The sequence below is a fragment of the Stenotrophomonas sp. 3(2025) genome (assembly GCF_052665395.1).
The window spans coordinates 130,948-157,120 of the sequence record NZ_JBQOIF010000009.1 but is presented as its reverse complement, the minus strand read 5'-3'; the positions used below and the strand labels follow the sequence as shown (position 1 = coordinate 157,120).

At 67.6% G+C, this 26,173-nt stretch carries 26 protein-coding genes, 1 tRNA gene and 1 pseudogene; 17 read left to right on the top strand and 11 right to left on the bottom strand.

Going from position 1 to position 26,173, the window contains the following annotated elements; genetic code table 11:
* The first annotated feature begins 1 nt into the window (after position 1).
* A tRNA-Asp gene (locus tag ACUXVE_RS09530) sits at positions 2 to 78 on the top strand.
* 184 nt (positions 79 to 262) lie between these two features.
* Positions 263 to 2,218: a peptidyl-prolyl cis-trans isomerase gene (locus ACUXVE_RS09525; RefSeq protein WP_222390548.1), complete on the top strand. Its 1,956-nt coding sequence runs from the start codon at positions 263 to 265 to the stop codon at positions 2,216 to 2,218.
* A 514-nt stretch (positions 2,219 to 2,732) separates the two neighbouring features.
* Here ACUXVE_RS09525 and msrA read toward each other — a convergent pair.
* A complete protein-coding gene (gene msrA, locus ACUXVE_RS09520; RefSeq protein ID WP_177177029.1) occupies positions 2,733 to 3,398 on the bottom strand; it encodes a peptide-methionine (S)-S-oxide reductase MsrA in 666 nt (221 codons plus the stop codon).
* Positions 3,399 to 3,428: 30 nt separating this feature from the next.
* Positions 3,429 to 3,692 carry a putative signal transducing protein gene (locus ACUXVE_RS09515; RefSeq protein ID WP_093818957.1) on the bottom strand — a complete coding sequence of 88 codons (264 nt, stop codon included), beginning with the start codon at positions 3,690 to 3,692 and terminating at the stop codon, positions 3,429 to 3,431.
* A 126-nt stretch (positions 3,693 to 3,818) separates the two neighbouring features.
* Here ACUXVE_RS09515 and ACUXVE_RS09510 point away from each other — a divergent pair, with 126 nt between their 5' ends.
* The 5 genes from ACUXVE_RS09510 to ACUXVE_RS09490 all read left to right on the top strand — a co-directional run bounded on the left by ACUXVE_RS09510 (position 3,819) and on the right by ACUXVE_RS09490 (position 8,582).
* Complete coding sequence (locus tag ACUXVE_RS09510; protein ID WP_025877940.1) at positions 3,819 to 5,567, top strand: glutamine--tRNA ligase/YqeY domain fusion protein; 1,749 nt, start codon at positions 3,819 to 3,821, stop codon at positions 5,565 to 5,567.
* A gap of 177 nt (positions 5,568 to 5,744) precedes the next feature.
* Positions 5,745 to 6,476 carry a DUF6348 family protein gene (locus ACUXVE_RS09505; protein WP_445514299.1) on the top strand — a complete coding sequence of 244 codons (732 nt, stop codon included), beginning with the start codon at positions 5,745 to 5,747 and terminating at the stop codon, positions 6,474 to 6,476.
* A gap of 96 nt (positions 6,477 to 6,572) precedes the next feature.
* The gene (locus ACUXVE_RS09500) at positions 6,573 to 7,133 is read left to right on the top strand and encodes a nucleoside deaminase (RefSeq protein WP_222390643.1); all 561 of its coding nucleotides are present in this window, start codon (positions 6,573 to 6,575) and stop codon (positions 7,131 to 7,133) included.
* Positions 7,117 to 8,184 (top strand): 23S rRNA (cytidine(2498)-2'-O)-methyltransferase RlmM, encoded by a 1,068-nt coding sequence (rlmM, locus tag ACUXVE_RS09495; protein ID WP_093819004.1) that lies wholly within the window; start codon positions 7,117 to 7,119, stop codon positions 8,182 to 8,184. Before ACUXVE_RS09500 ends, rlmM begins: the two co-directional genes overlap by 17 nt.
* A complete protein-coding gene (locus ACUXVE_RS09490; protein WP_222390653.1) occupies positions 8,184 to 8,582 on the top strand; it encodes an EF-hand domain-containing protein in 399 nt (132 codons plus the stop codon). Before rlmM ends, ACUXVE_RS09490 begins: the two co-directional genes overlap by 1 nt.
* Positions 8,583 to 8,690: 108 nt before the next feature.
* Here the strand turns inward: ACUXVE_RS09490 and ACUXVE_RS09485 are convergent, their stop codons facing one another.
* Positions 8,691 to 9,872 (bottom strand): UbiH/UbiF family hydroxylase, encoded by a 1,182-nt coding sequence (locus ACUXVE_RS09485; protein ID WP_445514298.1) that lies wholly within the window; start codon positions 9,870 to 9,872, stop codon positions 8,691 to 8,693.
* On the bottom strand, positions 9,869 to 11,074 hold the full coding sequence (gene ubiH / locus ACUXVE_RS09480) for a 2-octaprenyl-6-methoxyphenyl hydroxylase (protein WP_222390658.1): 1,206 nt from the start codon (positions 11,072 to 11,074) through the stop codon (positions 9,869 to 9,871). The genes ACUXVE_RS09485 and ubiH overlap by 4 nt, the downstream gene beginning before the upstream one ends.
* Before the next feature lie 107 nt (positions 11,075 to 11,181).
* Here ubiH and ACUXVE_RS09475 point away from each other — a divergent pair, with 107 nt between their 5' ends.
* The 10 genes from ACUXVE_RS09475 to ACUXVE_RS09430 all read left to right on the top strand — a co-directional run bounded on the left by ACUXVE_RS09475 (position 11,182) and on the right by ACUXVE_RS09430 (position 21,052).
* Positions 11,182 to 11,766 (top strand): hypothetical protein, encoded by a 585-nt coding sequence (locus ACUXVE_RS09475; protein ID WP_140226242.1) that lies wholly within the window; start codon positions 11,182 to 11,184, stop codon positions 11,764 to 11,766.
* An 8-nt stretch (positions 11,767 to 11,774) separates the two neighbouring features.
* The gene (locus ACUXVE_RS09470; RefSeq protein ID WP_025877925.1) at positions 11,775 to 12,329 is read left to right on the top strand and encodes a cob(I)yrinic acid a,c-diamide adenosyltransferase; all 555 of its coding nucleotides are present in this window, start codon (positions 11,775 to 11,777) and stop codon (positions 12,327 to 12,329) included.
* Positions 12,330 to 12,334: 5 nt separating this feature from the next.
* The gene (locus ACUXVE_RS09465) at positions 12,335 to 13,273 is read left to right on the top strand and encodes a histone deacetylase family protein (protein ID WP_445514300.1); all 939 of its coding nucleotides are present in this window, start codon (positions 12,335 to 12,337) and stop codon (positions 13,271 to 13,273) included.
* An 89-nt stretch (positions 13,274 to 13,362) separates the two neighbouring features.
* The gene (gene lptD, locus ACUXVE_RS09460) at positions 13,363 to 15,864 is read left to right on the top strand and encodes an LPS-assembly protein LptD (protein ID WP_258954320.1); all 2,502 of its coding nucleotides are present in this window, start codon (positions 13,363 to 13,365) and stop codon (positions 15,862 to 15,864) included.
* Entirely contained in the window at positions 15,861 to 17,204 is a 1,344-nt protein-coding gene (locus ACUXVE_RS09455) for a peptidylprolyl isomerase (protein WP_032974943.1), read from the top strand. The genes lptD and ACUXVE_RS09455 overlap by 4 nt, the downstream gene beginning before the upstream one ends.
* A 3-nt stretch (positions 17,205 to 17,207) precedes the next feature.
* On the top strand, positions 17,208 to 18,188 hold the full coding sequence (gene pdxA / locus ACUXVE_RS09450) for a 4-hydroxythreonine-4-phosphate dehydrogenase PdxA (RefSeq protein WP_093818948.1): 981 nt from the start codon (positions 17,208 to 17,210) through the stop codon (positions 18,186 to 18,188).
* On the top strand, positions 18,185 to 18,988 hold the full coding sequence (gene rsmA, locus ACUXVE_RS09445; protein WP_445514297.1) for a 16S rRNA (adenine(1518)-N(6)/adenine(1519)-N(6))-dimethyltransferase RsmA: 804 nt from the start codon (positions 18,185 to 18,187) through the stop codon (positions 18,986 to 18,988). Before pdxA ends, rsmA begins: the two co-directional genes overlap by 4 nt.
* 13 nt (positions 18,989 to 19,001) lie before the next feature.
* On the top strand, positions 19,002 to 19,385 hold the full coding sequence (gene apaG / locus ACUXVE_RS09440; protein ID WP_025877914.1) for a Co2+/Mg2+ efflux protein ApaG: 384 nt from the start codon (positions 19,002 to 19,004) through the stop codon (positions 19,383 to 19,385).
* A gap of 15 nt (positions 19,386 to 19,400) precedes the next feature.
* On the top strand, positions 19,401 to 20,411 hold the full coding sequence (locus ACUXVE_RS09435) for a symmetrical bis(5'-nucleosyl)-tetraphosphatase (RefSeq protein WP_033830390.1): 1,011 nt from the start codon (positions 19,401 to 19,403) through the stop codon (positions 20,409 to 20,411).
* Positions 20,408 to 21,052, top strand: a complete 645-nt coding sequence (locus ACUXVE_RS09430; protein WP_301910158.1) for a DUF1287 domain-containing protein — start codon at positions 20,408 to 20,410, stop codon at positions 21,050 to 21,052. The genes ACUXVE_RS09435 and ACUXVE_RS09430 overlap by 4 nt, the downstream gene beginning before the upstream one ends.
* 41 nt (positions 21,053 to 21,093) lie before the next feature.
* On the opposite strand, the gene ACUXVE_RS09425 is transcribed toward ACUXVE_RS09430, so the two are convergent.
* From ACUXVE_RS09425 to ACUXVE_RS09395, 7 genes and pseudogenes are all read right to left on the bottom strand, one after another.
* Positions 21,094 to 21,585: a dihydrofolate reductase gene (locus ACUXVE_RS09425; RefSeq protein WP_093818945.1), complete on the bottom strand. Its 492-nt coding sequence runs from the start codon at positions 21,583 to 21,585 to the stop codon at positions 21,094 to 21,096.
* Between the two features lie 12 nt (positions 21,586 to 21,597).
* The gene (locus ACUXVE_RS09420; protein ID WP_093818944.1) at positions 21,598 to 22,161 is read right to left on the bottom strand and encodes a hypothetical protein; all 564 of its coding nucleotides are present in this window, start codon (positions 22,159 to 22,161) and stop codon (positions 21,598 to 21,600) included.
* A complete protein-coding gene (locus tag ACUXVE_RS09415) occupies positions 22,158 to 22,952 on the bottom strand; it encodes a thymidylate synthase (RefSeq protein ID WP_222390672.1) in 795 nt (264 codons plus the stop codon). The genes ACUXVE_RS09420 and ACUXVE_RS09415 overlap by 4 nt, the downstream gene beginning before the upstream one ends.
* Positions 22,949 to 23,836: a prolipoprotein diacylglyceryl transferase gene (gene lgt / locus ACUXVE_RS09410; RefSeq protein ID WP_445514296.1), complete on the bottom strand. Its 888-nt coding sequence runs from the start codon at positions 23,834 to 23,836 to the stop codon at positions 22,949 to 22,951. Before lgt ends, ACUXVE_RS09415 begins: the two co-directional genes overlap by 4 nt.
* An 84-nt stretch (positions 23,837 to 23,920) precedes the next feature.
* Positions 23,921 to 24,415, bottom strand: coding sequence for a TPM domain-containing protein (locus ACUXVE_RS09405; RefSeq protein WP_222390675.1), 495 nt, complete (start codon positions 24,413 to 24,415; stop codon positions 23,921 to 23,923).
* Between the two features lie 22 nt (positions 24,416 to 24,437).
* Positions 24,438 to 25,160 (bottom strand): annotated as a pseudogene (locus ACUXVE_RS09400) (TPM domain-containing protein); the annotation flags it as partial.
* 3 nt (positions 25,161 to 25,163) lie between these two features.
* On the bottom strand, positions 25,164 to 25,784 hold the full coding sequence (locus tag ACUXVE_RS09395; RefSeq protein WP_025877902.1) for a LemA family protein: 621 nt from the start codon (positions 25,782 to 25,784) through the stop codon (positions 25,164 to 25,166).
* Between the last annotated feature and the right edge of the window lie 389 nt (positions 25,785 to 26,173).

The following is a 26,173-nucleotide window of genomic DNA, read 5'->3' as shown; positions in this document are numbered from 1 at the left end:
CGGAGCGGTAGTTCAGCTGGTTAGAATGCTGGCCTGTCACGCCGGAGGTCGCGGGTTCGAGTCCCGTCCGCTCCGCCAACTCTAAGAGCCCTCGACGCAAGTCGGGGGCTTTTTCTTTGTGCCGTTTCCATCATTCGATGCGCGCGAACCTGTAGATCGCCTGGGCGGGATGGCGCCAGGCCCTGCTGCCACTGCTTTTGGTCCACGCCGCGAAGCGGGTTACACTGCCGGGCTCGCCAATCAAGCCTTGTGATTCCTCACCATGCTGCAGAAACTCCGCGACAAGACCTCAGGCTGGATCGTCACCGTGATCCTGGGGCTGCTGATGATTCCGTTCCTGTTCGTGATCGACAACAGCTACCTCGGTGGCGTCGGCGCACAGAACGTCGCCAAGGTTTCGGCACCGCCGACCTGGTGGCGCTCGGCACCGTCCTGGTGGCCGGTGCGCATGATGTGGCAGCACCATGAGATCAGTGCACAGGACTTCCGCACCCGTTTCGAGCAGGAACGCATGCGCGAACGCCAGCAGCAGGGCGAGAACTTCGACCCGCGCGCGTTCGAAAGCACCGAGAACAAGCTGGCCGTGCTCGACCAGTTGATCGACGAGCAGGTCGTGCGCCTGGTTGGTGAGCAGGCCGGTGTCGTGATTGGCGACGGCGCTGTACGTGAATACATCACCACCATCCCGGGCTTCCTGGGCGCCGACGGCAAGTTCAGTGAAAGCAATTACCGTCTGGCCCTGGCCGGTGGCAATCCGCCGCGCACGCCGACCCAGTTCCAGGAACTGGTGCGTGAGAGCCTGCAGCAGTCGGTGATCCCGTCGGGCCTGCAGAATTCCGGCTTTGTCACCCAGGCCGAGACCGAGCGTCTGTTGAAGCTGCTGGGCGAAACCCGCGATGTGGAACTGGCCGCACTGCCGGAAGTTCCGGTGGATACCGCGCCGGTGACCGACGCGCAGATCAAGCAGTGGTACGACAGCCATGGCAAGGATTTCCGCCAGGCCGAATCGGTGTCGCTGGAATATGTCGAGCTCAATGGTGCCAACCTGCCGGCGCCGACCGCAGCTGACGAAGCGACGCTGCGCAAGCGCTATGAAGACGAGAAGGCCAAGTTCACCACGCCGGAACAGCGCCAGGCGGCGCACATCCTGATCACCGGCGACGGTGCGGAAGCCAAGGCCGCCAAGCTGGCTGTCGAAGCCAAGGCGGCAGGCGCCGACTTTGCCGCGCTGGCCAAGGCGAACTCGGAAGATCCCGGCTCCAAGGCACAGGGCGGTGACCTGGGCTGGGTGGAACGGGGTGCGATGGTCAAGCCGTTCGAAGACGCACTGTTTGGTGCCAAGGCGGGTGAGGTGATCGGCCCGGTCAAGACCGACTTCGGCTACCACATCATCAAGGTAGCTGCGGTTCGTGGCGGCGAGGGCAAGTCGTTTGAAGAAGTACGCGACACCTTGGCTGCCGAGCAGCTGAAGGCCGATGGCGAGCGCGGCTTCAACGATCTGGCAGGCCGCCTGGTCGATGCCATCAACAAGAGCCCGAGCGACCTGGCTGCAGCCGCCAAGGCGGTCGGCCTGTCGATGCAGACGCTGGGCCCGATCACGCGCACGACCGCCACCGGTATTGCCGCTGATCCGGCCGTGCTGCGTGCCGCCTTCTCCGACGTCCTGGTGCAGGACGGTACCGCCAGCGATCCGATCGCCCTGGGTGGCAGCAGCAACCACAGCGTGGTGATCCGTGTTGCCGCGCATACCCCGGAGCAGGCGCTGCCGCTGGACAAGGCGCGTGAGCAGGTGATCGCCGCGATCCGTGCCGACCGTCAGCGCCAGGCCGGTGACAAGGCCGCCGATGCCCTGCTGGCCAAGCTGAAGGCAGGCGCGACCCTGCAGTCGCTGGCTGCCAGCGAGAAGCTGCAGCTGAGCCCGATGCCGGGTCTGCCGCGCAGCCAGCCGGTGCCGACCCCGGAGATCAACCGTGCGATCTTCAGTGCGCCGCTGCCTGCCGAAGGCAAGCCGAGCTACGGCAAGGTCGACGTCAACGGCCATGCGCTGGTCTTCGCGGTGAACAAGGTCAACCCGGGCGACATCAAGGAAGTGACCGCCGAGCAGCAGAAGCAGCTGAAGGACCAGCTGAGCCAGATCGACGGCATGGCCGCTGCCAAGGCCTACATCGAGGCGATGCGCAAGAAGTTCTTGATCCAGACCACCGAAGCGAACCTGTAAGCCCTCTGGCGAGCAGGAACGAAAAGGCCCGGCATTGCCGGGCCTTTTTTGTTGTCGCAACCTGATCGATCCGTGACCTGCGCGATGAGTACCGACCAAGGTCGGCCCCTACCAGAAGCGAAACGACCTGCTCCTGCTCTTCATCCTTCAATCGGTGGGTGCCACCCGAATTTGCCCGCGGCCGGGCAGATGGGCTGTGCAGGGGCGTGAGCCGCATGGGCCCGAGGCATGCCTCGGGCGGGTTGGGCAGGACGCCCAACCCCGGTCTTGCCGTGTGCGCAGGACAGCGCACACGAGCAAGGCGCCATCGAGCCCCCAGGGGTGAGGGCGCTTTGCTTGCGAAGCACTGCTTCGCAAGCGCCCGAACGCACAGCCGCCAGCGGCTGGGCCGGACCCCGGAGGGGGGTTCACGGCGTGTCCTGCCAACCCACACCGCCCCGCCCAACCCACAGAAACCCAGAGCCGCTTTGGCTTTGGCTTTGGCTTCTGCCCGCCGCAGGCGGACCACCGCGCGTCAGCGCGGCACCTCCACATCCAACCCGATCGGGCAGCTCACGCCGGTACCGCCAATGCCGCAGTAGCCGTTCGGGTTCTTGGCCAGGTACTGCTGGTGATAGTCCTCGGCGTAGTAGTACGCAGGTGCCGGATACACGATCTCGGTGGTGATCGGGCCATAACCCGCTGCAGCCAGCTGCGCCTGGTAGGCCTCGCCACTGGCCAGCGCCGCGGCGTACTGGGCCTCGTCGGTGGCGTGGATCGCCGAACGGTACTGGGTGCCGGTGTCGTTGCCCTGGCGCATGCCCTGGGTCGGGTCATGGCTTTCCCAGAACAGCTGCAGCAGCCGCTCCAGGCTGACAACCGCCGGGTCGAACACCACCTGCACCACTTCGGTGTGGCCGGTCAGGCCCGAGCAGACCTCTTCATAGGTGGGGTTCGGGGTGATTCCACCGGCATAGCCCACCGAGGTGCTGTACACCCCCGGCTCGCTCCAGAACTTGCGCTCGGCACCCCAGAAGCAGCCCAGCGCGAAGCGGATCTGCTGCAGGCCGGCGAAACGGTCCTTCAGCGGATGGCTGTTCACGAAGTGCTGGTTGCTGTGCAGCGGCAGTGGCTGGTCGCGGCCCGGCAAAGCCTCTTCCGGGCGCGGCAGGCGCTGCTTGAAGGCCCCGATGCCGAGGATGCCCTGTCCGATTCCCAACATGATGCGCTCCTACGCCGGAAGCCCGGCAATGTCGTCGGCGTCTGAAATGGGGGCGTCCGCGGCGTGGCCCAAGTCCAGCGCCGCCACGATGTCTTCGGCCTGTGGCCGCGCGGCGTCGGGGATACCGACCCGCAGCACGCCGAACAGCGGCAGCTCGCCCATGCCGCCCAGCAGCGACTCGCCGAACACGAACGCCGGGATGCCGGCGTCTTCCAGCGCGTGCTTGACCAGGTGGGCGTCGAACAGATTGTCGGCCTTGTACACGATGTGCATGCGGCAGCTCCGTGGGACAGGATTCCAGCATACGCCCGGGGGCTGAATGGTGCCGCTGCGCTCGCCGGGCAGCCCTTCCCGGTAAGCGGTAGACTGGCAATCTTTCTGCCTTTCTTTCGCCGACTCATGTCAGAGCACACCCCCGCCAGCCCCGAGACCCCCGCCGACAGCCACGAGAAGCGCGATTTCATCCGCCAGATCGTGCGCGAGGACCTGGCCAGCGGTAAGCACCAGGCGATCAAGACCCGCTTCCCGCCCGAGCCGAACGGCTACCTGCACATCGGTCACGCCAAGTCGATCTGCCTGAACTTCGGCGTCGCCGGCGAGTTCGGCGGCGTCTGCAACCTGCGTTTCGACGACACCAACCCGGCCAAGGAAGACCCCGAGTACGTGGCCGCGATCCAGGACGACGTGCGCTGGCTGGGCTTTGAGTGGAACGAGCTGCGCCATGCGTCGGATTACTTCGACGCCTATTACCTGGCCGCCGAGAAGCTGATCGCCGACGGCAAGGCCTACGTCTGTGACCTGTCGGCCGAGGAAGTGCGCGCCTACCGCGGCACCCTGACCGAACCGGGCCGGCCCTCGCCGTGGCGCGACCGCAGCGTCGAGGAAAACCTGGACCTGTTCCGCCGCATGCGCGCCGGTGAATTCCCCGATGGCGCGCGCACCGTGCGCGCCAAGATCGACATGGCCAGCGGCAACATCAACCTGCGTGATCCGGCCCTGTACCGCATCAAGCACGTCGAACACCAGAACACCGGCAACGCCTGGCCGATCTACCCGATGTACGACTTCGCCCATGCACTGGGCGATTCGATCGAAGGCATCACCCACTCGCTGTGCACGCTGGAGTTCGAAGACCACCGCCCGCTGTACGACTGGTGCGTGGACAACGTCGACTTCGCCCACGATGACGCGCTGACCCAGCCGCTGGTCGACGCCGGCCTGCCGCGCGAAGCGGCCAAGCCGCGCCAGATCGAGTTCTCGCGCTTGAACATCAACTACACGGTGATGAGCAAGCGCAAGCTGATGGCCCTGGTCACCGAGCAGCTGGTGGACGGCTGGGAAGACCCGCGCATGCCGACCCTGCAGGGCCTGCGTCGCCGCGGCTACACGCCGGCGGCAATGCGCCTGTTCGCCGAGCGCGTGGGCATCAGCAAGCAGAATTCGCTGATCGATTTCAGCGTGCTGGAAGGCGCGCTGCGCGAAGACCTGGACAGCGCCGCGCCGCGCCGCATGGCCGTGGTCGACCCGGTCAAGCTGGTGCTGACCAACCTGGCCGACGGCCACGAAGAGCAGCTGACCTTCAGCAACCACCCGAAGGACGAAAGCTTCGGTACCCGCGAAGTGCCGTTCGCACGTGAAGTGTGGATCGACCGCGAGGACTTTGCCGAAGTGCCGCCGAAGGGCTGGAAGCGCCTGGTTCCCGGTGGCGAAGTGCGCCTGCGCGGCGCCGGCATCATCCGCTGCGATGAAGTGATCAAGGATGCCGACGGCACCATCACCGAACTGCGCGGCTGGCTGGATCCGGAGTCGCGCCCGGGCATGGAAGGCGCCAACCGCAAGGTCAAGGGCACCATCCACTGGGTCAGCGCGGTGCACGGCGTGCCGGCCGAGATCCGCCTGTATGACCGCCTGTTCTCGGTGCCGAACCCGGACGATGAATCGGAAGGCAAGACCTACCGCGATTACCTCAATCCGGAATCACGTCGCACCGTCATCGGCTATGTCGAGCCGGCAGCTGCCACCGCGGCGCCGGAACAGTCGTTCCAGTTCGAGCGCACCGGCTACTTCGTTGCCGACCGCCGCGACCACACCGCAGCCAAGCCGGTGTTCAACCGCAGCGTGACCCTGCGCGACACCTGGTCGGCCTGAGCACCTGCGCGGGCGCCGCACAGGCGCCCGCGTCATCCCGGCGAATGCCCCATCCCGTTAAGCCGCATCGCCGACCAGCGGACGCGGCCCGGCCGTGCTGCGCACGTGGCACGCACTGCCGCTGTGCAGCGGATACCGCCATCATCGTCCGTTCTTTCCTACCCATCAGGCCCTGCCATGTCCGCTGCCCCGAGTGCACTTCTGCCGCTGCTGCAACAGGTCCTGCTGGGCCGTGACATCGCCTGCACCGTCGAGGACGACGGACTGCTGCTCGACAGTGGCCTGCACCTGACACCGCACGGTGTCGCCAGCAACGAACGCGACAACGGCGGCTGGCAGACCTCCACCGTCATCGAGACCCGTCACGCGGGCTTGTTCGCCGATGGCCTGTTCGAATACCAGCACGCCAATGGCGCAACCGAACAGGAATCCCTGCTGTCCGGCTTCGAGACCTGGGTGCGGGTGGATCTGGCGACCCTGCAGGCCGCCATCGGCGCTGAAGACGCACCGGATCTGCCGATGATGGGCCTGACCTACCCGACCAACGAAGACGGCCGGGAACACGAGCGCACCGTGGTGCTGGGACCGCTGGCCCATTACCGCGCCCGCGAACTGGACGACGCTGCTGCATGCAGCGAAGACGACCACGGCTCCTGCCCCTGCTGCCTGTTCACCAGGAGCATCGACGCCTTCGACGACCTGCTGAAGGCCAATCACTTCCTGGCCATCCGCCTGTTCGCGTCGCGCGACGAGCAGGGCCAGTGCGAAGCCGACTGCCGGGTCAACGGCCATGACTTCGCCCCTGCCCTGCCGCTGCTGCGCGCCTATGCCGCGCGCTGGCCGCAGGCGGGGCTGGAGTTCCGCAAGCAGTACGTGGTGATCCGCACCGGCTCACCCTCAGCGGCCTGAATCCAGCGCGCACGCCCGGTACATGCCACTGCCGCTACACTGCGCGCCGACATCTGTTGCACCTGTTCCTTTAACTCCCAACGAGGCACCCCCGCGATGCTGTACGCGCAAGTCCACCTGACCCTTCCCGCCTGGATCCACGACCAGATCGACCTGGATCGTCGATATCCGGGCGACGAGGCCAAGGTCGCGCTGGCGATCGAGCTGTCGCGGCTGAACGTAGACCACGCCAGTGGCGGCCCGTTCGGCGCCGTGGTGTTCGGGCCGGATGACAAGGTGATCGCTGCCGGCGTGAACCGGGTGATGCCGCACTCGACCTCGCTGGCGCACGCCGAAAACATGGCCTACATGCTCGCCCAGCAGCGCCTGCAGACCCCGCGCCTGAACGCGGTGCTGTCGCCGATCACCCTGGCCACCAGCTCGCAGCCGTGCTGCCAGTGCTACGGCGCCACCGTGTGGGCCGGCATCGACCGCCTGCTGATCGGCGCCAGTTCGACCGACGTGGAAGAACTGACCCCGTTCGATGAAGGCCCGCTGCCAGCCGACTGGGTGGGCGAGCTCAACAAGCGCGGCATCGACGTGGTGCAGGGCTTGAACCGCGATGCGGCGCGCAGCGTGCTGCGTGCCTATGGGGAAAGCGATGGCGCCCGTTACTGAGGCCGGCATCGGCCTGCTGTGCCTGTGCCGGCAGGGCTTCGAGCCCGAGCTGGCCGGCGAACTGCAGTTCCGCGCAGGCGCCGCCGGTTTTGCCGGTTACGCCCGTACCCAGCGCAATGATGGCTACGTGCTCTTCATGTGCGACGAAGCCGCGGCGCTTGCACCGCAACTGCCGTGGCGCGAGCTGATCTTCGCCCGCCAGAAGCTGGTGGTGCTGGCCGAGCTGCCGCAGCTGGACCCGGCCGACCGCATCACGCCGATGCTGGACGTGCTGGCCGATGCGCCGCGTTTCGGTGATCTGTGGGTGGAGCATCCCGATTCGGACGCCGGCAAACCGCTGTCCGGGCTCGCGCGTGCCTTCGGCAATGCCCTGCGCCCGGCGCTGCGCAAGGCCGGCAAACTCAGCGACAAACCCAACGCACGCCTGCCGCGCCTGCACGTGGTGTTTGTCGATGGCACCCACGCCTTCATCTGCGTGGCCAACCCGGACGACAGCGCACCCTGGGCGTTGGGCATTCCCCGCTTGAAGCTGCTGCCCGACGCACCCTCGCGCTCGGCATTGAAGCTGGACGAGGCACTGCTGACCCTGCTTGCCCCGGAAGAGCGCGAAGCGCTGGTTCGCCCGGGCATGCGCGCGGCCGATCTGGGCGCGGCACCCGGCGGCTGGACGTGGGTACTGACCCGCCAGCACATGCATGTGCTGAGCATCGACAACGGCCCGCTGCGCCAGCACGTGCTGGACACCGGCCTGGTCGAACACCTGCGCGCCGATGGTTTCCATTGGCATCCGGAGCAGCCGCTGGACTGGATGGTCTGCGATATGGTCGAGCAGCCGCGTCGCGTCGCCGAACGCATGGCCACCTGGTTCCGCGAGGGCTGGTGCAGGCACGCGATCTTCAACCTGAAGCTGCCGATGAAGAAGCGCTGGGACGAGACGCGCCTGTGCCTGGACCTGTTCCAGGAGCAAGCCGGCAAGCCGCTGGTGGTACGTGCCAAGCAGCTGTACCACGACCGTGAGGAAATCACGGTGCTGGCGTCGCCGCTGCGCTGATGAACACCCTGCGCATATCCCTGCTGCTGTGTACCGCGGTGCTGGCATCGCCGGCACTGGCACAGCCGGCGCGCCCGCAACCGGCACAGAGCGCTCCGCTGCGCGATGACAGTGGCGTGGTCCGCCAGCAGTCACTGTCGGCCGGGCGCGTGACCGGCAGCGTCGACATCGTGGTACCGCTGGGCGAAACCCCGGTAACGGTGCGTTCGCTGGCGCCGGCCAGCGTGGTCGGCCAGTACCGCATCCATTTCGCCGAGCTGGACGTGAACGCTGATGGTTTCATCAGCCGTGACGAAGCACTGGCCAATCCGGCGCTTTCCGATGAGTTCAACGCCTTGGACAGCAAGCGCCGCAGCAAGCTGGACCGCGCTGACCTTGCCGGCTGGCTGATCGATTGACCCGATTCCGGTAGCGCCGGGCCATACCCGGTGGGATCGGTGAACCGCGCTGCGCGCTCGCCGGGCATGGCCCGGCGCTACCGGCGGATGACCGCGCGGCGCCGTCGGTCACACCCCTGCGGCGCGCTTCCAGAAGGCCTGCACCAGCGGCGGCCACTTGCCTGCGCAGCCCAGCGCGCGGCCACGCGCCAGGGTCAGGTGCATCTCGTCGTTGGAGAACAGCCGGTTGATCGCGTCGAAGCTGTAGGCGGCGATCTGGTTGTCGCTGCGACGCTCACGCGCCCAGCGCTGCACGCGCTGCGGCGACAACCGGGGTTGCCCACGCCGTTCGGCCGATGGCGCCAGCCAGTGCTGCAGGGCGGCGACATCGCGCAGACCAAGGTTGACGCCCTGCCCGGCCAGCGGATGCACCACGTGGGCGGCATCGCCCAGCGCCAGCACGCGACCGGCCACGTAGTGGCGGGCCAGCTGCCGGCGCAGCGGGAACGCCGCGCGCGGCGAGGCCAGCCTCAGCTCACCCAGACGCGCGGCGAAAGCGCGGGTCAGTTCACGATTGAATGCGTCTTCGTCCAGGGCCAGTACGCGTGCGGCCTCGTCGTCAGGCAACGTCCAGACGATGGAACTGCGGCGCTCGGCCACCGGCAGCAGCGCCAGCGGACCGGTCGGCAGGAAGCGCTGCCAGGCCGTGGCCTGGTTGGGCAGCTCGCTGTCCACATAGGCGACTACACCGCGCTGCTGGTAATCGTGGCGCTCGACCTCGATCCCGGCCAGTCCGCGCAGGGTCGATTCAGCGCCATCGGCAGCCACCGCCAGTGCGGCTTCGATACGACGACCATCATCCAGGCGCAGGCGCACAGCGTGCTCGTCCTGTTCAAGCGCTTCCACGCGCGCCGGGCAATGCAGCTCCACGCCAGCTGCCGGCAGCGCCGCCCACAGGCGATCCTGCAGCAAGCCGTTCTCGACGATGAAACCCAGCTCGCGACGGCCGAAGCGATCGGCGTCGAACAGCAGGTCGTCGCCACCGGCCGCGTCCCACACCCGCATGCGCCGGTATGCCCAGGCGCGTGCCTGCACGATCGTCGGCCACACACCGAGACGCTCAAGCAACTGCACGTTGTCGGCGGCGAAGGCGAACACCCGCAGATCCGGCTGTGCGGCCTGCCATGGTGCCGGTTCACGCCCTTCCACCAGCGTTACGGCAAGGCCGGCATCGGCCAGCGCCAGCGCACAGGCGGCGCCGACCACACCGCCGCCGACGATGGCCACGTCCAGGCGTGCGCGCCGGTTCATGCGGCTTCTCCACGGCACAGGCGCGGCACATCGCCACGGAAGCCCATCGCACCACCAACCAGCATCGACTGCACCGAGGCGCGCTGTGCGGCCATCAGGCCCAGGCTGCGCAGGGGGCGCAGCAGCGGCGCCGGATTGCTGGTCAGCCGGGCAAGGCCGCCGGAGAACGCCACCGTCTGCCGTCGATCTTCTTCGCGGCGGTCCACGTAGGATCGCAGCAGTGCATCGCTGCCGGCATCGCCCTCCACTTCCAGCAGCTCGGCCAACGTCAATGCATCACGCAGGCCGAGGTTGAAACCCTGCGCACCCAGCGGGTGGATGGTCTGCGCGGCGTTGCCCAGCAGCACCGTGCGCTCCCCCACCAGCGCGCGCGCCAGCACCTGGATCAGCGGATAGGCACTGCGCGGGCCGGAGTCGAGCAGGCGGCCGGCACGCCAGCCGATGGCCTGCTGCAGGCGCTGCAGCCAGGCGGTGTCGTCCAGCGCCATCACCGCCTCGGCCTGGTGACGGGCGACGCCGTGCACGGTGCCGAAATGACGGTCGCCACGGGGCAGCAACGCCGTCGGGCCGGTATCGGTGAAACGCTCCCAGGCGGTGCCATCGGGCGCGCGCTGGCTGCGCACGCGGGCCACGAACAGCGTCTGCTGGAAGTCGTGGCGATCAACGTCGATGCCCAACGCATCGCGCACGCCGCTGCTGGTGCCGTCGGCACCGACCACCAGCCGCGCCAGCAGCACCCGCTCGCCACTGTCATCGGCCACCCGCACCTGGCGGTAGCCGTCAATCACTTCGCCCAGGCCAAGGAAACGCATCGGCCGGTAGCGGCGCAGTCGCGACAACTCCTGCAGCCGGCTTTCCAGCGCCTGGCCGAAATCACGCGCCACCACCACCTGGCCGAACCAGGGCCGGTCGTACGCTGCGGCATCGAGCTGCACACGGCCGAAATCGCCGGCGCGGCTGACATGGATGCGGCGGATGGGGCCCGGGGCCATCGTCAGCTTCTGCATGACCCCCAGCGCGGTCAGCGCGTTGATCGTGGCTGCGGCAAAACTGAGGTTGCGCTGGTCGAACACCGCCGGCAGTTCCCCGGCCGGGCTGGCTTCGAGCAGGCCCACGTCGCGGCCCAGGCGGTCCAGGGCGATGGCCAGGCTGGCACCCACCAGACCGCCACCGACGATCAGCACGTCATGTCGTTCACTCATGGGCGCATGATACGCGCTCGCCGCGCCGGCATGCCCCACGCCGCCCCGCCTGCGCCAAGCGCCGCGCCGGGCTAGAATGAAACCTGAATCCGCTCCGGCCCGCCGCCATGTCCGACTCCGCCCCCCGCGCCTTCGTCCTGTCAGTGCTCGTGCTGTTGCTGGCGGCGACGCGCGTCAATCACTTCGCGGCAATCCCGGATGCCTCCTGGGCGGTGTTCTTCATCGGCGGCTTCTACCTCGCCCGCTGGACCCGCTGGGCGTTCCCGCTGCTGATGGTGTTCGCGGTGCTGGTCGACTGGATCGTGATCCGCAGCAGCGGCCTCGATTTCTGGCAACACTACTGCGTGTCGCCGGGCTACTGGCTGCTGTTGCCGGCCTACTTCGCGATGTGGGCCGGCGGCATGCTGCTGGGCCGCAACTACCGCAGCGCGCACTGGTCGGTGCTGGGCAAGGGTGCCTTGCTGCTGGTGGCGTCGGTGGCGCTGTGCCATCTGCTGGCGCAGGGCGGTTTCTACTGGACCAGCCAGAACGTGGCCGAGCCGACCGTGGCCGGCTGGGCACAGAACTACGCCCAGTGGTTCGGCCCCTACCTGCGCACCACCGCGATCTACGTGGCCCTGGCCGCCGCACTGCAGCTGGCCGTGGAGCAGGTGCTCAAGCTCCTGCAGGCCCGCCGCGACATCCACCACTGAGCCACGCCATGGGTCATCGCCTCTCGCGCATCTACACCCGCACCGGCGACGACGGCAGCACCGGCCTGGGTGACGGCAGCCGGGTCGGCAAGGATGACCTGCGTGTTGCGTCCTATGGCACCGTCGATGAAGCCAACGCCACGCTCGGCCTGTTGTTGGCCGTGCCGCTGCCGGAGGACGTCCGCGCACTGGTGGTGCACCTGCAGCACCAGCTGTTCGATCTGGGCGCCGAACTGTGCATTCCCGGCCATGCCGCCATCCACGCCGCTGATGTGTCGGCGCTGGAACAGCAGCTGGACCACTACAACGCCGACCTGCCGATGCTGAAGGAGTTCATCCTGCCGGCCGGTGGCGAGGCCGCCGCGCGCTGCCACCTCGCGCGCACCGTCGTCCGCCGCGCCGAGCGCGACACGGTCGCCCTGGCCCGCGTGGAACCGGTTCGCAGCGAGGCGCTGCAGTACCTCAACCGGCTGTCAGACCTGCTGTTCGTGCTGGCCCGGGTGCTGGCACGAGCCGATGGCCACGGCGAAGCGCTGTGGCAGCCACAGCATCGCCAGCGCTGAGCATCATGCTGGTCTTCACCCATCCCGCCTGCCTGCTGCACGACCCGGGCCCCGGCCATCCTGAATGCCCGCAACGCCTGCAGGTGGTGCTCGACGCGCTGCACCAGGCCTTCCCCGGGCAGCTGGACTGGCGCGAAGCGCCGCCGGCCAAGTTCGGTGACCTGACCCGGGTCCACGACAGCGCGCTGCTCGACCTGGTGCTGCAACCGCAGACCGCACCGCTGCGCCAGCTGGACATGGACACCTGGACCTCGCCGGGCTCGGCCAGCGCCGCGGTGCACGCCGCCGGCGCAGGCGTGGCAGCCGTCGATGCGGTGATGCTGGGTGAGGATCCGCTGGCTTTCTGCGCGGTGCGCCCGCCGGGCCACCATGCCACCAGCAGCACCGCGATGGGCTTCTGCCTGCTCAACAACATCGCCATCGCCGCTGCCCACGCCCGCGACCGGCACGGCCTGGAACGGATCGCGGTGGTCGACTTCGACGTACACCACGGCAACGGCACCCAGGACATCTTCCAGCACGACGCGCGTGTGTCCTACTACAGCACCCACCAGGCCGGGCTGTTCCCCGAGTCCGGCCTGCGCCGTGACCGCGGTGCCGGCAACCTGATGAACATCCTGCTGCCGCCCGGCAGTGGCGGCTTCCGCTTCCGCAACGTCTGGGCCGACGAGATGCTGCCGGCGATCGACGACTTCCGCCCCCAGCTGCTGCTGATCTCGGCAGGCTTCGACGCGCACCTGCGCGACCCGCAGGCCGACCTGATGCTGGAGACCGACGATTTCGCCTGGATCACCCGCGAACTGCACGCGCTGGCGCGCCGCCATGCCGCTGGCCGGGTCGTGTCGATGCTGGAGGGAGGATACGACCTGCAGGCCCTGGCCGAGTGCAGCGTGGCCCACCTGCAGGCACTGATGGCGACGCCTTCCGGCGGTGGGCCTGGATGAACCCGAACCGGCAGTCCGGGGAGGCCTTCATTGCCCCTATGCAAGGGATGGGGCAAGCTACCGTCCGTTTTCGCCCGAATCCGAACCGCGTGCGCCGAGCCCTCCGCCTGCTTCCCCTGCCCCTGAGCATCGCCGTCTGCCTTCCGGCATGGGCTGATGACAAGCCGCTCAACTGGGGCCTTTGCCCGGCCACCGACGTGATCCCTGCGTTCACCGACGCGCCGACCCCGGTGCCCGGCCAGGACAAGGCTGCCGCCACCGCTGCGCGCGAACAGCAGCCCACCGACATCGAGGGTGACCAGCTGCTGGGCACCACCACCGTGCCGCAGTACCAGGGCAACGTGGCGCTGCGCCGGGGCGACCAGTTCGTAGGCACCGACAAGCTCAGCTTCGATACCGAAAGCGGCAACTATGTCGCCGACGGCAACGTGCGCTACCAGGATGCCTCGATCCGGATGGTCGCCAAGCGCGCCGAGGGCAACCAGGAAAGCGACACCCACAAGATCACCGACATCCAGTACCAGCTGGTGTCCCGCCGCGGCAACGGTGAAGCCGAATCGGTCGACCTGCAGGGCGCGGTCGGGCAGATGCACCGCTCCACCTACACCACCTGCGACCCGTCGCAGCCGGTGTGGAAACTGACCGCCCCGGAAATCGAAGTCGACAACGACGAAGGCTTCGGCACCGCCCGCAACGCGGTGCTGCGGATCGGCAAGGTGCCGGTGCTGTGGGCGCCCTACTTCAAGTTCCCGATCGATGACCGGCGCAAGACCGGCCTGCTGTTCCCGCAGCTGGGCATGTCCGGCCGCAACGGTTTCGATTACGCACAGCCAATCTACTTCAACCTGGCGCCGAACTACGACGACACGTTGACCCCGCGTTACATGAGCCAACGCGGCCTGATGCTCGACAACGAGTTCCGCTACCTCTACAACGGCGGCCGCGGCGAACTGCTGACCGCGTTCATGCCCAACGACAAACTGCGCGACCGCGACCGCGGCCGGGTGATGTTCGGCGGCTACCACAACCTCGACGACCACTGGCAGGCCCGCGCCAACCTGGCCTGGGTCAGCGACGAGCGCTACGTGGAAGACTTCGCCAACCGCCTGGTGGGGGTCACCGCGTCGAACCTGCAGAGCACCATCGGCCTGTACGGCACCGGCAAGAACTGGACGGCCGGCATCATGGCCGACCGCTGGCAGCTGACCGACTACACGCTCGACGAGCGCGCGCTGGCCTACAACCGCCAGCCGCGCCTGTACTTCAACTGGGACAAGCCGCTGCTGCCGTGGCTGGAGACCGGTGTCTACGCCGAGGCCGTGCGCTTCACCCACGACGACGTCAACTTCAAGTACGACGCCAGCGCCGGTGAAGACCTGCAGTACACCCGCAACGGCAGCCGGCAGACCCAGGGCATCGGCGTCAGCGGCGGCTCGCGACTGGACCTGAAACCGTACGTGTCGTTCCCGATCAGCGGCGCGGCCTGGTATGTCACGCCCACGCTGGCTTACCGCTATACCGGTTACCAGTTGGACCGCGGTCTGGTCGACGGCGTGAACGGCATCCAGGCTCAGATCCTGCGCTCGCAGGGCATCGACCCGGCCACCGCCACCCCCGAGCAGCTGCGCGGCAACACCTCGCCCAGCCGCAGCCTGCCGATCGCCAGTCTCGATGCCGGCCTGTTCTTCGATCGCGAGACGAAGATCGGTGGCAAGTCGTTCCTGCAGACCCTGGAGCCGCGCCTGTTCTACCTGCGCACGCCCTACCGCGACCAGGACGAGCTGCCGATCTTCGATACCCGCGACTTCACCTTCAGCTGGGGCCAGCTGTTCCGCGATTCGCGCTATACCGGCGCCGATCGCCAGAACGACGCCAACCAGCTGACCGTGGCCCTGAGCACCCGCTTCATCGACCAGACCACCGGCAAGGAACGCTTCTCGGCCTCCATCGGCCAGATCCAGTACTTCGACGAGTCGCGGGTGAGCGTGGTCCCCGGTGGCGCGCCGGTGGAAAAGGGCAAGTCGGCGTGGATCGCCGACGGCAACTACATGATCAACGACCGCTGGACCCTGGGTGCCACCTATCAGTGGGATCCCAAGTACAAGCGCGAGGATCTGGCCAGCGTGCGTGCCCGCTACCTGATGTCCAACGACGGCGTGGTCAACCTGACCTACCGTTACCGCATCAATTCCGGCGCCCCGGCCACCGCCAACAAGCATGACCGCACCCTGCTGGAACAGGCCGACCTGTCGTTCCTGTACCCGCTGAACGAGCGCTGGAGCCTGGTTGGTCGCTATTACTACTCGCTGCAGGACAAGGAACCGCTGGAGATCATCGGTGGCGTACAGTGGGACAGCTGCTGCCTGGCCGTGCGCGCCGTGGCCCGCCGCTACGTACGCAACCGCGAAGGCGAAATGAACAACTCCATCCAGCTCGAGTTCGTGCTCAAGGGCTTGAGCTCCCTCGGCCAGGACACGGACCGCACTTTGCGCCGTGCTATCCTCGGCTACAACCGCGACGACCTCTATCTCGTGCCGCCCAGCAACACCGGAGCGACCCGCGATGACTACGATCCGAATCAGATCCCATGACCAAGAGCTTCCCCGTTCTCCTCGCATCGCTTCTGGCGGTGTCCAGCGTGTCCGCCCCCCTGCAGGTACTTGCGCAGGAGGCCCAGCCGTTGGACCGCATCGCTGCTGTCGTCGATGAGGACGTGATCCTGCAGAGCGAGCTCCAGCGTGCGATCGCCAACATCAAGGCGCAGTACGCCGGCCGCGAGGCCCAGCTGCCGCCCGATGACGTGCTCAGCCGCCAGGTGCTCGAGCGCCTGGTGCTGGTCAAGCTGCAGGTGGCCCGTGCCCAGGGCAGCGGCATCCGTGTCAGCGACCAGGAACTGACCCAGGCGATGAATGCCATCGCCCAGCAGAATGGCTCGACCCTGGATGCCCTGCGCCAGCGCCTGGCCAGTGACGGTATCGATTTCAACGATTTCCGCGCCTCGGTGCGTGACGAGATCACCGTGCAGCGCCTGCGCCAGAGCTTCGCGCAGAGCCGCATCAGCGTCAGCGAAGGCGAGGTCGATGCTGCCCTGAAGCAGCAGGCCGATGCCGGCAACCAGTTCCACCTCGCACACATCCTGGTCGCCCTGCCCGACGGTGCCAGCGCCGAGCAGATCGCCACCGGCCAGAAGAAGGCTGATGGCGTGAAAGCCCTGCTGGACAAGGGCGAACTGGACTTCAACGCGGCGGCCGTGCGCTATTCCGACAGCCCCAATGCACTGGAAGGCGGCGACCTCGGCTGGCGCACCCTGGATGAAATCCCGGCCGCGTTCGCACAGACGATGCAGCAGATGAAGCCCGGCGAAGTGGTCGGCCCGATCCGTGGCCCGAGTGGCTTCCAGCTGCTGAAACTGGTGGAAGTGCGTGACGCCAGCGCGGCGGCAGGCACCCACACGGTCACCGAGTACCACGGCCGCCATATCCTGGTGCGCGTGGACGATGCCCAGTCCGACGCGGCGGCCAAGGCCAAGATCGATACCCTGCGTGCGCGTATTGCCGGCGGTGCCGACTTCCAGCAGGTGGCCAAGGAATCGTCCGAGGACACCAACAGCAAGGGCCAGGGCGGCGATCTGGGCTGGTTCCCGGCCGACGCGTTCGGCCCGGCCTTCGGCCAGCAGGTGGCAGGCATCCAGGACGGCGGCGTAAGCCAGCCGTTCCGCACCGATGCGGGCTGGCACATCGTGCAGCGCGTGGGCACCCGCCAGACCGACGTCGGCAGTGACAACCAGCGCGCCCAGGTCCGCGAGACCATCGGTCGCCGCAAGCTGGAAGACGAGTACAACCGCTTCCTGCAGGAGCTGCGTGGCGAAGCCTACGTCAGCTTCCGCAGCGGTGACCGGGCGGAAAATACCGCCACGCCTCCGCAGTCCTGAGCCATGCTCCCCGAGCTCGCTCTGGTACCGGGCGAGCCCGCCGGGATCGGCCCGGAACTGTGTGTCCGACTGGTCCAGCAGCCGCGCGATGATTGCCGGCTGCTGGCATTCGCCGATCCGGACACCCTGCGCGCGGCCGCAGCCGCGCTGGATCTCCCCCTGCAACTGCTGCCCGAGGACGCACACGCACGCGTCCCTGGCGATCTGCGCCTGCGCGCCGTCGCCAACAGCGTCCCCAGCCATTTCGGCCACACCGACCCTGCCAACGCAGGTGCGGTGATCGGCGCCCTGCTCGGTGCGGGCCAGGCCTGCCTGTCCGGTGAACTGCACGGCGTGGTGACCGGCCCGGTGCACAAGGCGGTGATCAACCAGGGCGGCATCGCCTACAGCGGCACCACCGAACTGCTGGCCGACCAGGCCGGGGTGAAGGTGGTGATGATGCTGGCCAACGACATCGTCCGCGTTGCCCTGGCCACGACCCACCTGCCGCTGCGTGAGGTTGCCGATGCGATCACCGCGCCCGGCCTGGAACACACCCTACGCACCGTGCATGCCGCGCTGCGCCGCGAGTTCGGCCTGGCCGCACCGCGCATCGCCGTGCTTGGCCTGAACCCGCATGCCGGCGAAGACGGCCACCTCGGCCGCGAGGAACTGGACCTGGTCATCCCGCTGCTGCAGCGCCTGCGCAGCGAGGGCATGGACCTGATCGGTCCGCTGCCGGCCGATACCGCGTTCCTGCCGGCCAAGCTGGCCGGCTTCGACACCGTGCTGGCCATGTACCACGACCAGGGCCTGCCGGTGCTGAAGTACTCCGGCTTCGAGCAGGCGGTGAACCTGACCCTGGGCCTGCCCTATCCGCGCGTGGCGGTCGACCACGGCACCGCGCTGGATCTTGCCGGCCGCGGCATTGCCGATCCTTCCAGCCTGCAGGCCGCCACAACGCTGTGTGCGCGGCTGGCGCGGCAACGTACACTGAGCACATGACTTCCCCGCATTCCCCCTCCGGCCCGGTGTTTTCCGCCCCGGCCAAGAAGCAGCTCGGCCAGCACTTCCTTGCCGACCGCTACTACATCGACAAGATCGTGATGGCGGTCAATCCCAAGGACGGCGACCGCCTGGTCGAGATCGGCCCGGGCCAGGGTGCGATCACCCTGCCGCTGCTGCGCGTACACCCGATGATGACGGTGATCGAGTTCGACCGCGACCTGATCGCGCCGTTGACCGCCGCCGCCGAGCCGCTGGGTGAACTGACCATCGTCAACCGCGACGTGCTGCGGGTCGATTTCACCGAGCTGGCCGACGGCCAGCCGATCCGCCTGGTCGGCAACCTGCCCTACAACATCTCCTCGCCCATCCTGTTCCATGCACTGGAACATGCTGCGGTGGTCTCGGACATGCACTTCATGCTGCAGAAGGAAGTGGTCGACCGCATGGCTGCCGGTCCCGGCAGCAAGGTGTTCGGCCGCCTCAGCGTGATGCTGCAGGCCTACTGCGAGGTGACCTCGCTGTTCGTGGTGCCGCCGGGTGCGTTCAGGCCGCCGCCGAAGGTCGATTCGGCCGTGGTGCGCCTGGTGCCGCGCGACCCGGCCAGCATCGACATCAAGGACCACAAGCGCTTCGCCGAGGTGGTCAAGGCCGCCTTCGGCCAACGCCGCAAGACCCTGCGCAATGCCCTGAACAACGTGGTCAGCGCCGAGCAGTTCGTGGCCGCCGGCGTGCGCCCCGATGCCCGCGCCGAACAGCTGGACGTGGCTGAATTCATCGCTTTGGCCAATGCCACCTGATTACACTGCCGGTATGGAAGACGCTGACGTTTATGCCATCTCCGTCGAAGTCGCCCCGCGCTTCCTCGACGACCAATCCGCGCCGGAAGACGGTCGTTATGCGTTCGCCTATACGATCCGCATCCACAACCAGGGCCGGGTTGCCGCGCGCCTGGTCGCACGCCATTGGCGCATCACCGATGCCAATGGCCGCGTCGAGCATGTCGATGGCGATGGCGTGATCGGCGAACAGCCGCGACTGCGTCCGGGTGAAGACTTCCATTACACCTCGGGTGTCATGCTCGGCACCGAGCACGGCACGATGCAGGGCCATTACGACATGGTGGCCGACGACGGCACCGAATTCGCCGCGCCGGTCGCACCCTTCGTGCTGGCCATCCCGCGCACCCTGCACTGACACGGAGGCCGAACGATGAGTGTATGGGCGATCGGCGACCTGCAAGGCTGCTATGACGTAACCCAGCGCCTGCTGGAGAAGATCCGGTTCGATCCGGCGCAGGACACCCTGTGGTTCTGCGGCGACCTGGTCAACCGCGGTGGACAGTCACTGGAAACGCTGCGGCTGGTGCATTCGCTGCGCGAACACAGCGTGGTGGTGCTCGGCAACCACGACCTTTCCCTGCTGGCCGTCGGTGCGCGCACCGAGGAAGAACAGCGCAAGGTCAACCCGGACCTGCTGCGCATCGTCCAGGCCGAAGACCGCGACGTGCTGCTGGACTGGCTGCGCCTGCAGAAGCTGGTGCACGTGGACCGTGAGCTTGGCTGGATGATGGTGCATGCCGGCCTTGCGCCGAAGTGGACCACGCAGATGGCCGAGAAGCATGCGGCCGAAGTGGAAGTGCAGCTGCACGGCGCCGGCTACCGCAAGCTGTTCCGCAACATGTACGGCGACAAGCCCAGCTGGGCGCCGAACCTGACCGGCTACGAGCGCTCGCGGGCGATCATCAACGTGCTCACGCGCATGCGCTACTGCACCTCACGCGGCCGCATCGGCATCGAGGACAAGGGCACGCCGGGCACCCAGGAACAGGGGCTGTATCCCTGGTTCGAAGTGCCGGGCCGGGTCGAGCGCGACCTGAAGGTGGTCTGCGGCCACTGGTCCGCGCTCGGCCTGACCATCACCCAGGGCATCCACGCGATCGACACCGGTGCCGTGTGGGGTGGCAAGCTCACCGCGATCCAGCTCGACACCGATGAGCTGCGCGTGGTGCAGGTACCGGGACGCGACGTGCCGGCACCGGTCGCCAACGCGCGGCCGCCCGCGCGACCGGCACACGAGCGCACGGCAGGCAAGGACAACAGCCAGGGCAACGGCAACGCTGCAACGGCTGGCGCCCCGGGCAACCGTGGTCCGCGCCGGCGCCGCCGCCGTGGTGGTGGTGGCGGTGGTGGCAACAACAACGGAACGCCTCCTTCGGCATGACGCCCGGCAACCGCGCACCATGGACGGTGCTGCTGCTGACGCTGGCCCTGGCCAGCGGCTGCCAGCCCTCATCGTCGCCCGCGACCGTCGGCGCCGACGCTACCGCCGCCCCTGCATCAGCTCCTGCACCTTCGCCGCCGCTGGTCGCTGCCGCGCGCGCACAGGTCGGCGTCACCACCCGCTACGACCCTGCCTATCAGGTACTGGCCTACCCCGGTGGCGACGTGCCCGCTGATCGCGGCGTATGCACCGACGTGGTGGTCCGCGCCCTGCGTACGCAGGGGCTGGACCTGCAGGTCCGCGTGAACGAAGACATGCGCGCTGATTTCAGCGCCTATCCGCCCCTCTGGGGCCTGTCCCGACCGGATCGGAACATCGACCACCGGCGCGTGCCCAACCTGATGCGCTGGTTCGACCGCCACGGCTGGCAGCAACCGATCAGTGCCCGCGCCAGCGACTTCGCTGCCGGCGACATCGTGGCCTGGAAGCTCAACGGCAACGGCCTGCTGCACGTAGGCATCGTTTCCGACCGGCGCCTGGCCGACGGCACGCCGCTGGTACTGCACAACATCGCGCGCGGTACGCGGGAAGAGAACCTGCTGTTCCAGCACACCATCATCGGCCACTACCGGATGCCGTAAAACGATCCTGTAGAGCCGGGCACGGCCCGGCTTTCCACGCCTCAGCGGCGGACGTAATGCACGAAGCGGAACGCGTAGGCGTGACGCTCATCGGCCGGGTGCGGTTCACTGGCCACCTCCTGCCAGAGGCGCTCATCCACCTCCGGGAAGTGGGTATCGGCCGGTACTTCGGCGTCCACCCAGGTCAGGTACAGATCACTGGCCTGGTCCAGCAGCTGGCCGAAGATCTCGCCGCCACCAATGATGCACAGCTCGCTGGCGCCCTCGCCCTCTGCAATCGCTTTCGCCTCGTCCAGCGAGGCCACCGCGCGCATGCCCTCGAACGGCACCTGGCCGCTGCGGGTCAGCACCAGGTTCGTTCGACCGGGCAGCACGCGGCCAATCGATTCGGCGGTCCTGCGCCCCATCAGGATCGGCTTGCCCAGGGTCAACGCCTTGAAGTGCCTGAAGTCGTCCGGCAGGTGCCAGGGCATGGCATTGCCCTGGCCGATGCCACGATTGCGATCCAGTGCCACGATCATCGAAAGTTTCAAGGTGTGGCCTCCTCAGCCGGCGTCGATCTGCAGGCGTGTACAGGCCTCGTTGGCGGCACTGGCCGCGCGCAGCGCTGCAGCCAGCGCCGGGTTCGACGTGGAATTCTCGTCCAGGCCTTCAAGGATCCTCTGCATCTGCGCGTCCTCGATCTCCTTCAGGCCCGGTCCCGACAGGATGTCCCTGGACAGCGTGGCAACGTCGGTGCTGCCGCTGCGCGCCAGGAATCCCTGCAGTTCCTTGCTGGAATAGACCACCGCCAGGCGCTGCTCGAGCTCATGCTGGTAGGCGGTCTCTTCGATGCCAGCCTTCAGGTGTTCGGCCATCGCCGCGTACATGCCGGTCACCGCCTCGCGCACCTGTGCCTGGCAGCCGGCTGGCATGTCGCTGGGCAGTGGCGCGCTGCCATCGAGCGTCCGGACGAAGCTCTGCAATTCCCCGCGCATGTGCTTGTGCACGATCTGCTCGTTGACCTGCCGGGCCAATGCGAGGGTGTCTGCAGGCGCCGCCTGCACCAGGCTCAGCGGCGCCAGGCCAGCCAACGCCAGCAGTGCCGCAACGCGTGGGCGCGCGCTCATACCGCCACCGGCGCCTTGATCGCCGGATGCGGATCGTAGCCATCAATGCGGATGTCATCGAACTGGAAGCCGAACAGATCGCTCACCTCCGGGTTCAACCACAGCGTGGGCAGCGCGCGCGGTTCACGCGACAGCTGCTCGCGGGCCTGCTCGAAGTGGTTCGAATACAGGTGCGCGTCGCCCAGCGTGTGCACGAAATCGCCGACGCCCAGGCCGGTGGCCTGCGCCACCATGTGGGTCAGCAATGCGTAGCTGGCGATGTTGAACGGTACGCCGAGGAAGATGTCGCCACTGCGCTGGTACAGCTGGCAGCTGAGCTTGCCGTCGACCACGTAGAACTGGAACAGGTTGTGGCACGGCATCAACGCCATCTGCGAGAGCTCGCCCACGTTCCAGGCACTGACCACCAGCCGCCGCGAATCCGGATTGCGCTTGATCTCCTCCACCAGCCACTGCATCTGGTCGATCTGGCCGCCGTCGGCCGTGGCCCAGCTGCGCCACTGCTTGCCGTACACCGGGCCGAGGTCGCCGTTCGCATCGGCCCACTCGTCCCAGATGCGCACCTGGTTGTCCTTGAGGTAACCGATGTTGGTATCGCCCTTCAGGAACCACAGCAGCTCGTGGATGATCGAGCGCAGGTGCAGCTTCTTGGTGGTGACCAGCGGGAAGCCGTCGTTGAGGTTGAAGCGCATCTGCCAGCCGAACACGCTGCGGGTGCCGGTACCGGTGCGGTCGCTCTTCTCCGCGCCGTGTTCGAGCACGTGCGAGAGCAGGTCCAGGTAGGCCTTCATGCCTTGCCCTCTGCCGTCACCAGCGGCTGCGGCTGCAGCACCGGCGCGCGGCGCGACATCACCAGCAGCACCAGGCCGAAGGCGATCAGCGGCACGCACAGGATCTGCCCCTTGGTCAGCCAGCCGAAGGCCACGTAGACGCCGTTGTCGGGCATGCGCACGAACTCCACGGCGAAGCGGAAGATGCCATACAGCAGCGCGAACAGGCCGCCGACGAGATAGCGATGGCGCGGCTTGGCCGACACTGTCCACAACACCGCGAACATCACCAGCCCTTCCAGCAGCGCTTCATACAGCTGCGACGGATGGCGCGCGAACTGGTTGAGCGCACCGCTGGCGAACTGCGACTGCAGGGTGGCGTGGTCGAGCTGGTTCAACGGTGCCGGCAGGCCGGACGGGAACACCACGCCCCAGCTGCCGTCGGTGTACTTGCCCCACAGCTCGGCGCCGATGAAGTTGCCGATGCGGCCAAAGCCCAGGCCCAGCGGCACCAGCGGCGCCATGAAATCCATGGTGTCGAAGAAGTGCAGCGCATGCTTGCGCGACCACCACCAGCAGGCCGCGATGACGCCGAGCAGGCCGCCGTGGAAGCTCATGCCGCCATCCCATACCTTGAACAGCAGCAGCGGGTTGTGCAGGAAATCGCCCAGCGCGTAGAACAGCATGTAGCCGATGCGCCCGCCCAGCACTACGCCGAGCATGGCGTAGAACAGCAGGTCGGAGAAGCCGTTGGCGTCGACGCCCGGCAGGCGCCCGTCGGCGATCCGCTTGCGCCCCAGCAGCCAGGCGGCGGTGAAGCCAAGCAGGTACATGATGCCGTACCAGTGCACCTTGATCGGTCCCAACGAGAGGGCGATGGGGTCGATGTCGTGGAAATAGATCATGAAGGGCGCCTTGCAGGGATGCCGATATTCTAGCGCCGCCCGGGAGCGGCCTCGTGGTGGCCGCCGTCGCCCGATTGCCGGGCTTCAGCCCAGGATCTGCGGCGTGTCCGGCAGGCCGTCCTGATCGGACCGCGCCGAGGCCGGAAAGTGCCCTTCCACCAGGGAGGAAACCTCGTCGATGGCATCGCGCAGCGCCGCCACCGGCTGCGAGCCGCGCAGGCCTTCGCGCAGATGCGTGCAGACCCGCTGCCACTGCTCGGGCGCGACCCGCCCGTGCAGGCCACGGTCGGCCACGATCTCGATGGCGTGGTCGGCCAGCAGCAGGTAGATCAGCACGCCGTTGTTGTGCGCGGTATCCCAGGTGCGCAGGTGCGCGAAGGCATGCTCGGCCGCCTGCCGCGGGGTGACCTTGTGCCACAGCGCATGCAGCGGCAGGTCGGCCTCCACGGCAAACATCACCTGGCCGCCATGGCGCTGCTCGCCCGCGGCGATCGCTTCGGTGATCGCCTGCAGCGTGGCCGGCGGGAACGCCCGCCTTACTGACGGCGAAAACAGATGCCTGCACAGACGTTGGATCATCACCAGCCTCCCGACGCGCCGCCGCCGCCGGAACGGCCACCACGCCGGCCAGGCCACTGGCCAGCAAGGTGGAAGTGAACAGGAAGGCGGCTACCGCCGCACCAGCACCACCCAGCAGGCCACGCAGCGGACGCGGTACCCGCGAGAACACGCCGCGCAGGATGCTGCCGGCGAACACGCCGATGAACAACGCCAGGATCCAGGTATCACCGTCCCCGTCCGGGGCGCGTCCCTGCTGGCTGCTGATCGGCGCCGGCAGGGCTTCGCCGTCGATGATCCTCACCAGCACCGCCGTGGCCTCGGTGATGCCACCGGCATAGTCATTGGCGCGGAAGCGTGGCACCAGGTACTCCTGGATCACCCGGTTGGCGATCGCGTCGGGAATCGCGCCTTCCAGGCCATAGCCCGGTTCGATGCGCACCCGCCGATCGTCCTTGGCCACCACCAGCAGCACGCCGTCATCCACGCCCTTGCGACCGATCTGCCACTGGTCGAACACCCGGGTGGTGTACTGGGCGATGTCTTCCGGCTGCGTGGTCGGCACCACCAGCACCTGCATCTGGCTGCCCTTGCGCTGCTGCAGGTCCAGCGCCTGCTGCACCAGCGCCTGCTTCTGCGCCGCATCCAGGGTGCCGGTGGTGTCGACCACCGGCGAATCCAGCGCCGGAATCGGCGCCAGCGTCTGCGCCTGCACGGTCAACGGCAACCACAGCAGCAGGGCCAGCAGTGTGGCGGCCAGGCGCATCGGTCAGTGGCCCGGAGCCGGAGCCGGCTGCTGCTGCGGCGCGTTGCCGAAATCAACCGCCGGCGCGTTGGAGATCTGCGCTTCGTTTTCCACGGTGAAGTTCGGCTTGGGCTGGTAGCCGAAGATCTTGGCGGTGATCAGCTGCGGGAACGAGCGGATGTAGGTGTTGTAGTCCTGCACCTGCTGGATGTAGCGGCCACGGGCAACGGTGATGCGGTTCTCGGTGCCTTCCAGCTGCGCCTGCAGGTCGCGGAAGTTCTGGTCGGACTTCAGCACCGGGTAGTTCTCGGTAACCACCAGCAGGCGCGACAGCGCACTGCCCAGTTCGCCCTGGGCCTGCTGGAACTGCTTGAGCGAGGCTTCATCGTCGGCGTTGACGTTGATCTGGCCAACGCGCGAACGGGCGTTGGTGACTTCGGTCAGCACGCGTTCTTCCTGGCTGGCGAAACCTTTCACGGTCTGCACCAGGTTGGGCACCAGGTCGGCGCGGCGCTTGTACTGGTTGAGCACTTCGGACCAGCTGGCCTTCACCGCTTCGTCCTTCTGCTGGATGGCGTTGTAGCCGCAGCCGGACAGCAGGGAGGCCAGCAACAGCAACGGGATGAGGCGGGTCAGCAGGCGCATGGCCAAGGCTCCGGGTGGACTGAGCGCCGAGCATGCCATGGTCGGTGTTAACGGACGTGTGGAGAGTGCCGGCCATCGGGCGCCGCCCCCTCCGCGGTGTGGTCCAGCCAGCTCGGGTGGGCCGGGAGGGTGGGTTGGCTGGGGGACGCTGCAAGTACGTCCATGTAAGCTCGGTCGCCGCATCCATGCGGCTCACGCCCCCAGCCAACCCACCCTCCCGGCCACGGACGGTTTCCTGCACACCGCGGGAAGATCAAAAAAGAGCAAAAGCGAAAGCCGATGCTCCAGGCATTCGTACCGACCAAGGTCGGCACCCACCATCAGCAGCAGGTTCCAACAGATCGCAGGAACCTGTCGAAGGCGGGGTGGGTCCGGTTGAGGGGGCGTGA